The organism is Pseudoalteromonas sp. SG41-5, assembly GCF_014164495.1.
GTDB classification, from domain to species: Bacteria; Pseudomonadota; Gammaproteobacteria; order Enterobacterales; family Alteromonadaceae; genus Pseudoalteromonas; species Pseudoalteromonas rhizosphaerae.
Genome location: NZ_JACJFH010000071.1, coordinates 1 through 14,486, shown reverse-complemented (window position 1 = coordinate 14,486; position 14,486 = coordinate 1). Strand labels below are relative to the sequence as shown.

Annotated in this window: 10 protein-coding genes; 6 read left to right on the top strand and 4 right to left on the bottom strand. The window is 40.3% G+C overall.

Annotated features, from left to right (window positions below):
- Positions 1–80 precede the first annotated feature (80 nt).
- Genes H5232_RS16435 through H5232_RS16415 form a run of 5 tightly spaced genes read left to right on the top strand, consistent with a single transcriptional unit; the run spans position 81 to position 6,650 of the window.
- Entirely contained in the window at positions 81–1,136 is a 1,056-nt protein-coding gene (locus tag H5232_RS16435) for an agmatine/peptidylarginine deiminase (RefSeq protein ID WP_182831205.1), read from the top strand.
- Positions 1,133–2,026, top strand: a complete 894-nt coding sequence (locus H5232_RS16430; protein WP_145233544.1) for a carbon-nitrogen hydrolase — start codon at positions 1,133–1,135, stop codon at positions 2,024–2,026. Before H5232_RS16435 ends, H5232_RS16430 begins: the two co-directional genes overlap by 4 nt.
- A 44-nt stretch (positions 2,027–2,070) precedes the next feature.
- Complete coding sequence (gene mfd, locus H5232_RS16425) at positions 2,071–5,544, top strand: transcription-repair coupling factor (RefSeq protein WP_182718579.1); 3,474 nt, start codon at positions 2,071–2,073, stop codon at positions 5,542–5,544.
- Positions 5,544–6,380 (top strand): peptidoglycan binding protein CsiV, encoded by an 837-nt coding sequence (locus tag H5232_RS16420; RefSeq protein ID WP_182793916.1) that lies wholly within the window; start codon positions 5,544–5,546, stop codon positions 6,378–6,380. The genes mfd and H5232_RS16420 overlap by 1 nt, the downstream gene beginning before the upstream one ends.
- A gap of 18 nt (positions 6,381–6,398) precedes the next feature.
- Complete coding sequence (locus tag H5232_RS16415) at positions 6,399–6,650, top strand: DUF3862 domain-containing protein (protein WP_149982381.1); 252 nt, start codon at positions 6,399–6,401, stop codon at positions 6,648–6,650.
- A gap of 49 nt (positions 6,651–6,699) precedes the next feature.
- On the opposite strand, the gene H5232_RS16410 is transcribed toward H5232_RS16415, so the two are convergent.
- From H5232_RS16410 to H5232_RS16395, 4 genes are all read right to left on the bottom strand, one after another.
- Positions 6,700–7,248: an HPP family protein gene (locus H5232_RS16410; RefSeq protein WP_149982382.1), complete on the bottom strand. Its 549-nt coding sequence runs from the start codon at positions 7,246–7,248 to the stop codon at positions 6,700–6,702.
- Between the two features lie 70 nt (positions 7,249–7,318).
- Entirely contained in the window at positions 7,319–8,674 is a 1,356-nt protein-coding gene (locus H5232_RS16405; RefSeq protein ID WP_182740239.1) for a hypothetical protein, read from the bottom strand.
- Positions 8,675–8,790: 116 nt separating this feature from the next.
- The gene (locus H5232_RS16400) at positions 8,791–11,481 is read right to left on the bottom strand and encodes a TonB-dependent receptor (RefSeq protein ID WP_182718576.1); all 2,691 of its coding nucleotides are present in this window, start codon (positions 11,479–11,481) and stop codon (positions 8,791–8,793) included.
- 822 nt (positions 11,482–12,303) lie between these two features.
- Positions 12,304–12,726, bottom strand: coding sequence for a hypothetical protein (locus tag H5232_RS16395; protein ID WP_259398507.1), 423 nt, complete (start codon positions 12,724–12,726; stop codon positions 12,304–12,306).
- Positions 12,727–13,065: 339 nt separating this feature from the next.
- Between H5232_RS16395 and ccoN the strand changes: the two genes are divergently transcribed.
- On the top strand, positions 13,066–14,486 hold a 1,421-nt coding region (gene ccoN, locus H5232_RS16390; RefSeq protein WP_182831204.1), incomplete at its 3' end, for a cytochrome-c oxidase, cbb3-type subunit I.

Below are 14,486 nucleotides of genomic sequence, written 5' to 3'. Positions count from 1 at the left end.
ACTAGCAACCCTCATTTTGAAGTGGCTTGGCTATAGTTGAAATGCTAAACTAATAGCACCTTTGTTTGTTTATTAAATTCATGAACTTTAGACTTTTACCCGAATGGGCTGAGCAAGACGCCGTTATGCTCACTTGGCCACACCAAGCCACTGATTGGTGCGACAATTTAACCGCTGTAGAGCCTGTATACGTGCAATTATGTCAGCATATTTGTAATGCAGAGCAATTAGTGATCATCGCTCATGATGAAGCCTTAAAAACACACATTAGCCAGTTATTGCATAGCAACGCTGTTGATTTGAGCCGCGTGCATTTTGTTGTTACTCCCTGTAACGATACGTGGGCACGTGATCATGGCCCATTAACCTGCGCCGCAGTTGCTGATAATAGCCAACTAAAAATTGTTGATTTTACCTTTAATGGCTGGGGTAATAAATTTACCAGTGAATTAGATAATAAAATTAATGCGGTACTGATTAAACAACTTGCCGATACGCGCAATCAATACCAAGCGCTTGATTTAGTTCTTGAAGGTGGCGGTGTAGAGATTGATCAACACGGTGTACTATTGACCACCAGTGAATGTTTGCTTAATCCAAATCGTAATCCAAATCTAACCCAACAAGACATTGAACAGTGCTTGCGTGAACAACTTGGCGCCACCGACTTTTTATGGGTTGATCATGGCTATTTAGCCGGTGACGATACCGACAGTCATATCGACACTTTAGTGCGTTTTGCGCCTAATGATACCTTAGTGTATGTAAAGTGTGATGATAAAAATGACCAACACTTCAGCGCTCTTGATGCCATGGAAAAGCAGTTACAAGGTTTTAAAACAACAACAGGTAAACCTTATACCTTAATTGATTTACCATGGCCAAAAGCCGTATTTAATGATGATGGCGACAGGTTACCTGCCACCTACGCAAATTATTTAATCATTAATGGAGCTGTACTTGTGCCTATTTATGCTGATGCCAATGACGAATTAGCCTTAGCACAAATTCAAACGGCCTACCCTGAGCATCAAATAATAGGCGTAAACTGCTTACCAATTATTCATCAATTTGGTAGTTTACACTGCATTACTATGCAATTACCCCGTGGATTTTTAGCTGGAGCATCATTATGAGCAGCCCTGCAAATTTAACCGTTGCCTTAGTGCAGCAAAGTAACAGTGATAATGCCGCACAAAACATGGCAAAATCAATTGCCGGTATTCGCGATGCCGCAAGCCAAGGCGCACAACTGGTGGTGTTACAAGAATTACATCGCAGTCTGTACTTTTGTCAAACCGAAGATGTTGATGTATTTGATTTGGCAGAGACTATTCCTGGCCCAAGTAGCGACACTTTAGCTGAGCTTGCAAAAGAATTAAGCATTGTTATTGTTGCCTCTTTATTTGAAAAACGTGCCACAGGGCTTTATCACAATACTGCGGTAGTGCTTGAAAAAGACGGCACAATTGCGGGTAAATACCGTAAAATGCATATCCCTGACGATCCAGGCTTTTACGAAAAGTTTTATTTCACTCCGGGTGATTTAGGTTTCGAACCAATTCAAACTTCTGTCGGCAAACTTGGTGTCTTAGTGTGTTGGGATCAATGGTTTCCAGAGGCTGCGCGTTTAATGGCAATGGCCGGTGCTGAACTATTAATTTACCCAACCGCAATTGGCTGGGATCCACGTGATGACGAAGGCGAGAAAACACGTCAAAAAGATGCGTGGGTAATATCGCAACGCGCACATGCGGTTGCCAATGGCGTACCCGTGATTAGTTGTAATCGTGTCGGTCATGAAAGTGATCCAAGTGGTCAAAGTGAAGGTATTCAATTTTGGGGTAACTCGTTTATAGCGGGTCCTCAAGGTGAACTGCTAGCAGAAGCCAACAACACTGATGAGCAACTGTTACTTGTTGAACTTGATCAAAAGCGTTCTGAAAATGTAAGACGCATTTGGCCGTACCTACGCGACCGTCGTATAGATCATTACCACGATTTAACCAAAATATATCGCGATTAAGAATAAATTAGCGCCTCAGTTGAGGCGCATTAAAGGAGTAGTAAATGGCGTTTGCGCAATGGGCAGCCTTGCCTTGGGTAAAATCTCAAAAAGATAAAATTCAATGGGGGCAACTCACTGGCAGTGGTTTAAGTATTGCCATTGCACAAGGAGTTAAACAACAAGCTGGCTTAGTGCTTATTGTTACCCCTGATACACCCAGTGCATTGCGCCTTGAAACAGAGTTGGAGTGCTTGCTCCCCGAGCATCCAGTAATGATATTCCCTGATTGGGAAACGTTGCCTTACGATCATTTCTCACCCCATCAAGATATAATTTCATCGCGCTTAGCCACCTTAAATACTTTAAAAAAAGAACAACAAAGTGTATTAATTGTGCCTGTGTCTACCTTGATGCTACGTACCGCCCCTGCTTCGTTTATTTATGGTTCAACCATTAATTTTAAAGTCGGTGATATTCTCGATACCCACAAACTTCGCAGTAACTTAGAGCAAGCAGGCTATTTACATGTGCAACAAGTCATGGAGCATGGTGAATACGCCATTCGTGGCTCGATTGTTGATTTATACCCAATGGGCAGTCCGCATCCATTTAGACTCGATTTTCTTGATGACGAACTTGATACCATTCGTTTATTTGATGTTGAAAGCCAACGCTCGGATGAAAAAGTCGATAAAATTGAATTACTACCTGCTCATGAGTTCCCTACCAACGAAGCCGATGTTGAACGATTTAGAATAAACTACCGTGAAAAATTTGGTGCCAGCTCATCGCAAGATTCCGTGTATATGCAAGTGACCAAAGGCAATTGGCCTGCTGGTATCGAATATTATATGCCGCTGTTTTTTGAGCAATTAGCCACTATCTTTGATTACCTGCCAGATACTGCAACAGTGATGCAACTGGGAGATTTAGAAGATGCTGCGGAGCATTTTTGGCATGATATTAATGTGCGTTATGAAAACCGTCGAGTCGATCCACTGCGCCCGTTACTTGAGCCAGTTGCACTTTATCAACCCATTAATGAACTGTTTGAAAATTTAGGCAACTTTGCTCGCATTCGGTTATCGCAAGCAAAACTCGCGACAAAAGCAGGCAATAAAAATCTAGTCACCAGCGAGTTACCCGCAATACGCATTGATCATAAACTACATGAACCCTATCAAGCATTTATAAATTATGTAGCAGCGCAAAAGAAACAAAAAGGCCGTATCTTACTGTCAGTAGAATCCGATGGTCGCCGTGAATCTCTGCTCGCTATACTTAAACCCAGTGGCTTAAAGTTTAAAGAGTTTTCATCATTCGATGAATTTGTAAATAGTAGTAGCGATGTTGGCTTAATTGTCAGCCCACTAGAACAAAGTGTGGTACTTGGTACAAAGCCCGCATTATCCATTGTTACTGAACAAGAATTACTTGGCATTAAAGTATCGCAGCGTCGCCGTCGTAAACATAAATACGAAGCTAGCCAAGATGCGCTCATCCGTAACTTAGCTGAACTTAAAGTTGGCCAACCGATTGTACACTTGGATCATGGTGTAGGCCGCTACCAAGGTCTGCAAACGATTGATGCGGCGGGACTGATCACTGAGTTTGTAACCATTACCTATGCCAATGAAGCAAAGTTGTATGTGCCAGTGTCAGCCCTGCATATGCTCAGTCGTTATTCTGGTGGCGAAGAAGCCAGTGCACCGCTGCATAAACTGGGATCTGATGCTTGGGAAAAAGCGAAAAAACGCGCGGCGGAAAAGGTACGTGATGTGGCCGCTGAATTACTCGATATTTACGCCCAGCGCCAAGCAAAACCGGGGAATGCCTTTAAACTTGATGGTGCTGCTTATCGCGTCTTTAGCGATGGGTTTCCATTTGAGGAAACTGACGATCAGCGTAACGCTATCGAAGCTGTGCTAGGTGATATGCAAAGTAAACAAGCAATGGATAGGTTAGTCTGTGGTGATGTAGGTTTTGGCAAAACTGAAGTTGCGATGCGCGCCGCCTTTGTTGCTGTAAACGACAATAAACAAGTAGCCGTTTTAGTACCAACTACCTTGCTTGCACAACAACACTTTGAAAACTTTAAAGATCGATTTGCCGACTTACCCATTGAAGTCGGTGTGCTGTCTCGCTTTAATTCACCTAAAGAACAAAAAGACACCCTAGAAAAAATGGCTAAAGGTACCTTGGACATCGTCATTGGTACTCACAAATTGATCCAAGCCGATATTATATTTAAAGATCTTGGCTTGCTCATTGTCGATGAAGAACACCGGTTTGGGGTACGTCAAAAAGAGAAGATAAAATCACTGCGTGCCGATGTTGACATTTTAACACTCACTGCAACACCTATCCCACGTACATTAAATATGGCCATGAGTGGTATGCGTGATCTTTCAATCATCGCTACCCCTCCTGCAAAACGCTTAGCGGTTAAAACATTTGTTCGTCAACGCGATGCAGATTTGATCAGAGAGGCGGTATTGCGGGAAATAAAGCGTGGTGGCCAAGTATACTTTTTACATAATAACGTTGAAACTATTGACCGCGTGGCAGAAGAAATTAGTGAGTGGGTACCTGAAGCAAGCGTCGCTTCTGCCCATGGCCAAATGCGCGAACGTGATTTAGAACAACTGATGAGCGAATTTTACCACCAGAAATACAACGTACTCGTATGTACTACCATCATTGAAACGGGAATTGATATCCCCACAGCAAACACAATTATTATGGATAGAGCCGATAAACTAGGCTTGGCGCAGTTACATCAGTTACGGGGTCGAGTTGGTCGCAGCCATCATCAAGCTTATGCTTACTTATTAACGGGTAATCCTAAAGGGCTGTCGAAAGATGCTGTAAAACGCCTTGAAGCCATCGAGTCACTGGAAGATTTAGGTGCCGGTTTTGCACTCGCAACCCACGATTTAGAGATCCGTGGTGCTGGTGAGTTGCTTGGTGATGATCAATCAGGACAAATGCAGACCATCGGCTTTAGCTTATATATGGAAATGCTTGAGCAAGCTGTGAAATCTCTTCGTGAAGGCAAAGAGCCTACCCTTGATAACTTGCTACAACAACAAAGTGAAGTGGACTTAAAATTAGCCGCTTTACTGCCTGAAGATTATATTCACGATGTAAATGCGCGACTAGGTATTTACAAACGGGTTGCCAGCTGCGCTAACCTAGATGATATGGACGAATTACAAGTTGAGCTGATTGATCGCTTCGGCCTGCTGCCTGATGCAACTAAAAACCTATTTAGTTTGCAACAACTGAAACTCAAAGCCAGCGAATTAGGCATTAAAAAAATTGAAGCAAATCCAAAAGGTGGCTATTTTGAGTTTAGTCAACATACTAAGGTTAACCCTAGCTTCATTATAGGTTTGATACAAAGTGCACCTAAGGTGTATAAAATGGATGGTGCAAATAAGTTGCGCTTTGCGATCGATGAGGCGAATGCCCGCGAACGCTTAAAAATGGTCACTGCAATGATTGCAGATTTCGAAAAAAAGGTTAGCCATTAATGTTGCTTAAAAAATCTCTTATCCTATTGTGTTGTGTATTTAGTAGCACAGCATTTGCAGAACGTTGGTTTGAAGTAGAAGTACTGATATTTAAACAGCGCCCTGCCCCTTATTTGCAAGAGGATTTTAGCTTAGACAAAGAGCAAATTAAGGCCAAGCGTAGCGTTGATTTACTGACACCACTTTATACTGCGCAAGCTAAACAGGAGTGTATCAACGGCGACACTCGCTTTAATTCACAGTCATTAACCGATTCTGTGATTGGTGCCAATCGCTCTAATTTATGTGATGGCAGTATTGACTACCTACACAGTTACTCAGCACTGCCACTTAGCCCAATAGCGCCTGTTAAAGACGATATGGAGCAAACCTACCTACTTGCTCCCGAACAGCTACAATTTATATCACAACAGCAAGAGCTGGCGCAAAAAGGACTCAAGCCTATACTTCATACCGGATGGCGTTTTGAAGGTGCGAGCCAATCTCGCTCTGAAAGTATTAAACTGTTTGGCGGTAAATTATTACGCGCTCCTGTGATTGCGCAAACGCCACAGTATACAAATAATGACTTTATTAGTTTAGTCAACACCAACCAGAGCATAGCCCCAGTAGTTGAACAAGCTACGGATCAATGGGAGCTAGATGGTAGCTTTAATATTTACTTGCGCCATTATTTATTTATTAATGCCAGTTTTGATGTGAATGAAAGACAAGCCAACGGTGAAATCCAACACGCTCGGTTCGCACAATTCAAACGCGTTATAAGTGGCGACATTCATTATTTTGACCATCCTAAAATGGGCATGATTGTACAAATTAGAAAATTCAAACACTAAATAAAGGAAGATGACCGAATGAAAAAGCTTTTAATTATTGCTGCAGCATTAAGCCTAGCAGCTTGCTCAAAAGTAAGCTTAGAGAACTACGAAAAAATCGAAATTGGCATGGATAAAACTGCAGTAGAAGCTATTTTAGGCAGTGCTGATAATTGTGTTGAAAAAACCCTACACACAAATTGTACATGGGGCGATGACAGTAAAAACATTGAAATAACCTTAGTGTCAAACAAAGTATCTTTGTACAGTAAAACTGGTTTAGAAAAATAAACCATTGCAGTAGGTAGTAACAAACTTACTACCTACTGACTTAATGTTATTACCACCAATAAACAGGATAATGACGTTTAGGATTGCGTGATAAATTATTAACTAGCAACCCAACTAACAGCATAATTGTCGTACCAAACAACACAGGGCTAAGCACATAGTAATAACCAAGCTGTTGTATACCATTACCACCAATAACCGCAATCAATGCAGTAGCGCCACCGGGAGGATGCAAAGTACGTGTTAAGTGCATAACTGCAACTGATAATGATACAGCCAAAGCACTTGCCAACATTAAATCAGCAGTTAGCAGTTTTGCCACAGTCACACCTACCAACGCGCTGAGAGCATGACCGCCAATAAGATTGCGCGGCTGAGAAAACTCCGCTAATGGCGCACCGTAAACAAGCACTGCAGTTGCACCTAAAGAACCAATTAAAAATAAATTAGTTAACGGATCAAACTGTAAACTTTTACCAATTATAGCAACCAAATAAATGCCCAAAAATGACCCAAGTAAAGACCACATAATTTTACTCATTGGTTTACGTGGTGGACATTGACTGGTTGCGGCCATCCTGGAAATCAGAAAGCGCATATCACTTCCCCTCAAGCTGTGTAAAATGAGGGAGATAATACCTGATAGATAAGAAAATCGACGACAACTTTTATTCCATTTCGCTATAAATAAGCTCAATACTAACAATTTTACTTCTATTTAAAGTGATTTTATAACGCTGATACTTTATCTCTTCGTCATTTTGATATGAAAGCACTACATTTAGTTGATAGCGGCGCTCCACACTTTGTTTTGATATTTTATTACTATCAAGATGATACAGTTTACCTTCGCCTTTTTTTAAGTTCCGCGCAAACGCCGCTAAACTAAACTGCAAGGTCTGTTGCAAGCTATCATAACCAGGTAAAAACTCTTTTGCATTAACCCGAATTTCACTGGCAAAGTGCAGCCATTGCGCTGCTTGTTTATTTTGTTGACGTCGTTTTGAAAATATTTTTCGTACATCCTCTGGAATATGTTTAAAGCGTGTATATTCAAGCCAGATGTATTGTGTAGCTATTTTATCTTTGGTTACACTATTTCGAAATTGAAACCGCCATTTTGGCCGCCCTTTCACAATAGCTCGCCAAATAACTCGTGTTATGTCTTCTTTAAAAATTTCTCGCATCCCGTAAATAGCGCCCAAAATGATCACTAATGTCGCAGTCACTTCGGTAAATGAGATCCGCGCATTCAGAACCACAACCATAACAAGCGCCATTATAATCGCTGTAACGGTTCCTTTAACCAATCGTTTTAAATAACTATTAAGGTAACGAGTATTACGATTTAACACCACACCATGCTCAATCAAACGCTGTAAAAGACGCATCTTATTGGTGATCCGGTTTGCATCCTGAAGGGTTGATTCCGAGTTATATTGCAGCTCATGTCGATAATCTTGCTCGGCTTTACAAAAATTCATCAGATCATTACGCTCTTTCGCGAAATCACTGCTACGAGGCCCTTCGTCAAGTAATTTTAAAAACGACTGCTCAATATGCCAACTCAGATAGTTATCTGCATTGGTATAAAACGAGATCAGTTTTTCATCATCTGGTGTGTAACGCCTTAGTTTTTTAAGTAAGCTTTGACTTTGTTCACATAATTCAATAGCGCGCTGATAAAACTCATCAACTTCTTCAATCTTCAAGGTATCTTTGATATCGGTATCAATCGCTAGGCGGACTTGATAACAATACAAATTGAGGTTTTGCCGATAGTCTTGTTGTTCACCTTTATTTTTACTAACAAAGCGACTGCGCACTAAAGGTAAATGGATATTATTGGCGTTATACGCTAAATACGATTTGAAGTGGTTATTAAAATACGATTCTTCTGTTAACGTTTGCGGATTGATGCCCATTTCATTCGGAATAGAAAAATACATATCAATGCGCTGTTCAGAGCGCGGGCTCAATTCAGGTTCAATTATAAAGGATAAGTTTTCATCCTGTTTTAGCAATCAGCTCTCCTAATAAGTAAAAAGATGCCTCTAGTTTACTGCCACACTTTCATTTGTTCAATAAAAAAAGGCCTAGTAAAAACTAGGCCTTAGATAAAATCAAAGTTACTTACTGATTAAAGTTTAACATTCACACCAGCAAAGAAACGACGACCTAATACATCATATGTGAACGGATCAGTATTTGAATCGTAGTTACCTGAGTAATAAGGTGGTTGTTTATCAAATAAGTTATTTACACCAGCTGAAACACTCACGATATCATTTATCATATATGAGCCACTTATATCGTGGTATACAATAGATGGAGTCGTTGGTGCAATACATTTACCCGGTTCATTACGACATGTAAAGCTATCCATTCCGGCAATATAACGGGCTTCATACGTTGCATCCCAGCTATCACTGCTTGCTGTAAGGTGGAAGTTTGACTTAAGATCTGCAAAACCACCGCTACCATTTGTAACGTAGCCTTGGTAATCAATCACAGCACCAGTGTCTACTACATACTCGTCTAAATATGTTGTATCTAAGCCTGCTTTCCAAGCTACACCTAATGCATCAAATGAATACGCTAAGTTTAAATCAATACCTGATGTTTTTTCAGAACCGATATTACGTAACTGGTTATTAAATACTATACGACCATCTGGACGTATAAATGCACCGGTATTTTCACACAGTGTAGTACCTGTGCCGCTAGGATTAATACATTGATCAACAACGAATTGACTAGTGTAAGTACTGATCGCATTTTCAATTTCAATATCGTAGTAATCTACTGTCATTGAAAAGCCGCTAATCCACTCAGGCTCATACACAATACCGAATGTTAATGTATCAGCTTCTTCTGGAGTTAAAGCTGTATTACCACCAACAGTAACTTCAGCTTGATCGTCTGCGCCAGGGTAAGTTACACCATCATAAGATATTGCTTTACCAGAATACAATTCATCAACAGTAGGTGCACGGAAAGCTGTTGAACGCACAGCACGCATCATTAGCTCGTCTGTTGCTCTCCAAGTTAAACCTAACTTCCAAGTATTATCTGAACCAAAGGTGCTGTAATCAAAAGCACGAATTGCCGCACTTAATTCAACACTTTGCGCTAAAGGTGCATCTGCTAATAATGGAATTGCAAATTCGACATAAGCTTCATCAACATCAAAGCCGCCACTTGTTGGATCGATACGAGGATCATTACCTAGACCTTGTGCAGCAATTGAGTCAGGATCTTGCCATGCTTTTTCTTGACGATGCTCTACGCCAGCAGCAAATGCAGCATAACCTGCAGGTAGTTCAAACATCTCACCAGACAGTGAACCAGCAACGATAAATAACTGGCTGCCACCTGATTCTTGTTCTTTGTAAATATAAGGATTTACATTTGCTTGAGCCCAATCAGCTTCATTTAAAGGATTAAATGTGCCAGCATCTACGGCCGCTTTTAACGCCGAAACATTGTGAAGATTGCTGGTTTTACTTACTGAATCGTTACGACCAAAATTTGCAGAAAGATCCCAAGAGTAATCATTAATTACACCTTCAGCACCAACAACTATGCGCACAGTATCTACAGTTTGGGTGTAGTTACGAGTACCACTTTCGCTCATACGACGACGGTAGCTAATTGGGTCACCTGCAGCGTAGTTGGTTGGCGTTGTAACATAATCACCATTTGCATCTTCTACAAACGCATTATTAACAACTTGACGTTTATCATACGTTTGGCCTAATAAGCTATTGCCCATAGTGCTTGGATCGTAGTTAAATGCAAAGTTAATTGGTTGTGGAGCTAACTGCTGCTCTGACCAACGTTTAGTATAAGTGAATTCACTGAAGAAATTTGTATCGTCGGTAAGTTCATATGTACCAAGACCCGTAATATTTAAACGATTCATTGGTGTATATAAATAGCTACTTTTTGAGTAGTTGTATGCATCAGCTGCTGTTGTGTAGCGATGTAAAGTACCGCCTAGTCCACTTAAACCACTGTCGTCAGCAACACCCGTCTTCTCTAATTCACCATCTTTATTTAAGATATCAGCCGTCACATTACTTTGAATGTGTCCACCTTCGCTGAATGAAGAACCACCACAATATAGGCCATTTGCGCCTTCTAGTAGTGGGCAGCTTGAGAAGTCACGATCACTTTGGCTTGCTTGGCCACGATTAGTGTACTGAGCACCAAAAACAATGTTACCTTTATCAAAAGAAGTACCAACTGTAAAATCAATTGAATTTTCAGTTGCATCATGCTTTGAAGTCATTGCAGTGTTTACATTTAAATCTAAACCTTCAAAGTCATTTTTAAGGATGATGTTTACAACACCTGCCACAGCATCAGTACCATAAACAGCAGAAGCACCATCTTTAAGTACTTCAATTTGCTTGATCATTGATACTGGAATAGTGTTTAAATCAACGGTAGACGCTGCACCAGTCCCTGAGTTGATCATACGACGACCGTTAACAAGCACTAAAGTACGTTGAGAACCTAAACCGCGAAGGTTAATCGATGCGTTACCGCCAGATCCATTATTAACACCAGGGTTTGTCATTGCGCCGCCTGTAGCGGTCATCTTTTGTAATACGCTATCGATGCTTGTTGCACCCATTGCTTTAATATCATCGGCGCCAATTAATGTAACTGGGCTAGCGGTTTCCATATCTGAACGCTTAATGCGAGAACCCGTTACTTGAATTTTTTCGATAGTTTGCGCCGCATTTTCAGCTGCTGCTACTTGCATTGTTGAAAACATAGGAATAGCTGTGACAACAGCTAAGCCAATCATAGATTTTTTCATGTGAAACCCTACTTGTTGGAGAAATACCTTGCTCAGGTAGCGCTCGTTTTATTTGAGAATATCGAGTCAGCGATGGCAACTTAGGCGGATTTAACTGAATGAAATCTGAATGAGTGGTCAATAATTATCTTTGTGATTATTGATAAACCTGCAACAGGTACGTTAGTTAATGAATGTTTCATTGTTAAATAGTTAATACACTTTAAGTTCATAAACTTAAGGACAAACAAAAACATTTTAAACATGTATGAAATCAAACTAATGGATTTTGTAATTATATGTAATTAACGTATAAAAAATACCTAAATCAGAAAATTTCACAAGTTAATCACATCATTTTATTAAAACTGCAAAACTGACCAACAACTGCTAACCATAGTTATGCAATAATTTTGCGTATTTAAGCTCTATGCAACTTTTTTGATAGCAATGTAGTGGTTTTTAGCTTTGTTCATTGCAGCTTAATGTCAAAATAAGGTGGTTTTATGCGCACTCTATAAATTTAACTGAAAATATAAAAACGAGGCGAGACTTAAACTGAAAACTCTGATTTACAAATAGATACTCAACTTAATGTTTAGCGTATTATTTCAGTAAATATTGCTTTGAAATGTTTTGATGAGTTAAAGGTTCAATTAAAAAAATGGGTCCAGTGCATTATTAATGCATGAAGTCAGCTAATACTTAGCTAATGAAGGTACCAAAAATTGCGTGTATGGATGGGTAGAATAATTGATAACGAACGTTCGTAACTCTATACTCTAAGCTTCGGGTAGCAAACTTCTTAACCAACAATCCGATTTAATATGAATTAAACTGATATCAATAAATCGCATCAAAGTAATAAAATATCTGCTTAAATTGGCCCTGTGGATTTTTAACTTCGAGTGTCAACTTCCAGGTCATATTACGCTCGGAACAAATGCCAACCATACCTTGCGCGACTAAAATATCATTACGCGGCTCAAACAACACTGGAATATATCCCATATACATAGTGATACCTTCAAGCTTAGCACTGTGAACTAACAATGTGCTTGGTAACGATAAATGTATTTCAAAAGGCGTCTCTGGTGTTATTTGTTGCTCACTCAACCAAATTTTCACCTGATTATCATACTCGCATAACTGATTTGGCCGACAACTTGCATCTTGGGTTTGCGCTTCTATACTTAGCGGTTGTGGGCCACACGCCATTAACATATGCAATGCGCTTAAAAACACAACTAAAAGCTTAATTGGCATAGTATTCCTTAGATAAATTAAAGGCCGATACTAATCAGCGTACTGTTAAAATACAACCACTGAACAAAATTCTTACACAAATGTACAAAAGTGTGTCAAAAAATAGCCAACTGCATGTGAAAAATTGATTGATGTCATAATTTTATGCAATTGACCTATCTTTTTTAGGCCAAAAATTTTATCATTTCCCCGCAAAAATAAGGGTTTCTCGAGTTTGTTTTCTGAAGCAGTCAAGGCATTGAGGGTTTTTTGATAACATACTTGAGAATAATAGTAGGCCCCACTTTATAAAGTGGGTAATTCATTTCTAAACGCATTTATTGCAGCGGAAGCCAGAAAATGAGCCAAACAGTAGCATCACAAACTGAGTACAACTATAAGGTTGTACGCCAATTCGCTATTATGACAGTGATTTGGGGCATCGTTGGCATGAGTATTGGGGTTCTGATTGCTGCCCAATTAGCTTGGCCAGCACTTAACTTTGATACACCATGGTTAACATACTCTCGACTACGTCCGTTACACACGAACGCAGTTATTTTCGCATTTGGTACCAGTGCACTTTTTGCAACATCTTATTATGTTGTTCAACGTACTTGTCAAACGCGCCTTCTTTCCGACAAATTAGCCGCCTTTACATTTTGGGGCTGGCAGTTAGTTATCGTACTTGCGGTTATCACTCTACCTCTAGGTATAACAAGTTCAAAAGAATATGCTGAGCTTGAGTGGCCAATCGATATTCTAATCGCTATTGTCTGGGTTACCTATGCAGTTGTATTTATGGGCACCATTGCTAAACGTAAAGTGTCTCATATCTATGTTGCTAACTGGTTCTATGCTGGCTTTATCATTACTGTTGCAGTACTTCATATTGTTAACAGCATGGCAGTACCAGTATCACTGACTAAGTCATACTCAATCTACGCCGGTGCAGTAGATGCTATGGTTCAGTGGTGGTACGGTCATAACGCTGTAGGTTTCCTATTAACAGCTGGTTTCTTGGGTATGATGTATTATTTCGTGCCTAAACAAGCTGGTCGTCCAGTTTATTCATACCGTTTATCAGTTGTTCACTTTTGGGCATTGATATCACTGTATATCTGGGCTGGTCCTCACCACTTACACTACACTGCACTTCCTGATTGGACACAAAGTTTAGGTATGGTGATGTCAATCATCTTATTCGTTCCATCTTGGGGTGGTATGATCAACGGTATCATGACGTTATCTGGTGCATGGCATAAACTACGTACTGATCCAGTACTACGTTTCTTAGTTGTATCGTTGTCTTTCTATGGTATGTCGACCTTCGAAGGCCCAATGATGGCAATTAAATCAGTTAATGCTCTTTCTCATTACACTGATTGGACTGTTGGCCACGTTCACTCTGGTGCGCTTGGTTGGGTTGCAATGATTTCTATCGGTGCTATTTACCACCTTATCCCTGCGTTATTTTCACAAGGTCGTATGTATAGCGTGAAACTTGTTAATACACACTTCTGGTTACACACTGTGGGTGTTGTACTTTACATTGTAGCAATGTGGATCTCAGGTGTTATGCAAGGTCTAATGTGGCGTGCAGTAAATGCCGACGGTACATTAATGTACAGCTTTGTACAGTCGCTACAAGCATCACATCCTTTCTATGTTATGCGCTTCTTAGGCGGTGTATTCATCGTCACAGGCATGCTGGTTATGGCTTATAACGTTTACCGTACAATTTCAGCGAAGAATGATTCGTTGAAATTAGATGCGCAAGC

What these genes read in the sequence shown, in the direction of transcription:
- H5232_RS16435 (WP_182831205.1), top strand. Translation starts at nt 81, where the DNA reads ATGAACTTTAGACTTTTACCCGAATGGGCTGAGCAAGACGCCGTTATG.
- H5232_RS16430 (WP_145233544.1), top strand. Translation starts at nt 1,133, where the DNA reads ATGAGCAGCCCTGCAAATTTAACCGTTGCCTTAGTGCAGCAAAGTAAC.
- mfd (WP_182718579.1), top strand. Translation starts at nt 2,071, where the DNA reads ATGGCGTTTGCGCAATGGGCAGCCTTGCCTTGGGTAAAATCTCAAAAA.
- H5232_RS16420 (WP_182793916.1), top strand. Translation starts at nt 5,544, where the DNA reads ATGTTGCTTAAAAAATCTCTTATCCTATTGTGTTGTGTATTTAGTAGC.
- H5232_RS16415 (WP_149982381.1), top strand. Translation starts at nt 6,399, where the DNA reads ATGAAAAAGCTTTTAATTATTGCTGCAGCATTAAGCCTAGCAGCTTGC.
- H5232_RS16410 (WP_149982382.1), bottom strand. Translation starts at nt 7,248, where the DNA reads ATGCGCTTTCTGATTTCCAGGATGGCCGCAACCAGTCAATGTCCACCA.
- H5232_RS16400 (WP_182718576.1), bottom strand. Translation starts at nt 11,481, where the DNA reads ATGAAAAAATCTATGATTGGCTTAGCTGTTGTCACAGCTATTCCTATG.
- H5232_RS16395 (WP_259398507.1), bottom strand. Translation starts at nt 12,726, where the DNA reads ATGCCAATTAAGCTTTTAGTTGTGTTTTTAAGCGCATTGCATATGTTA.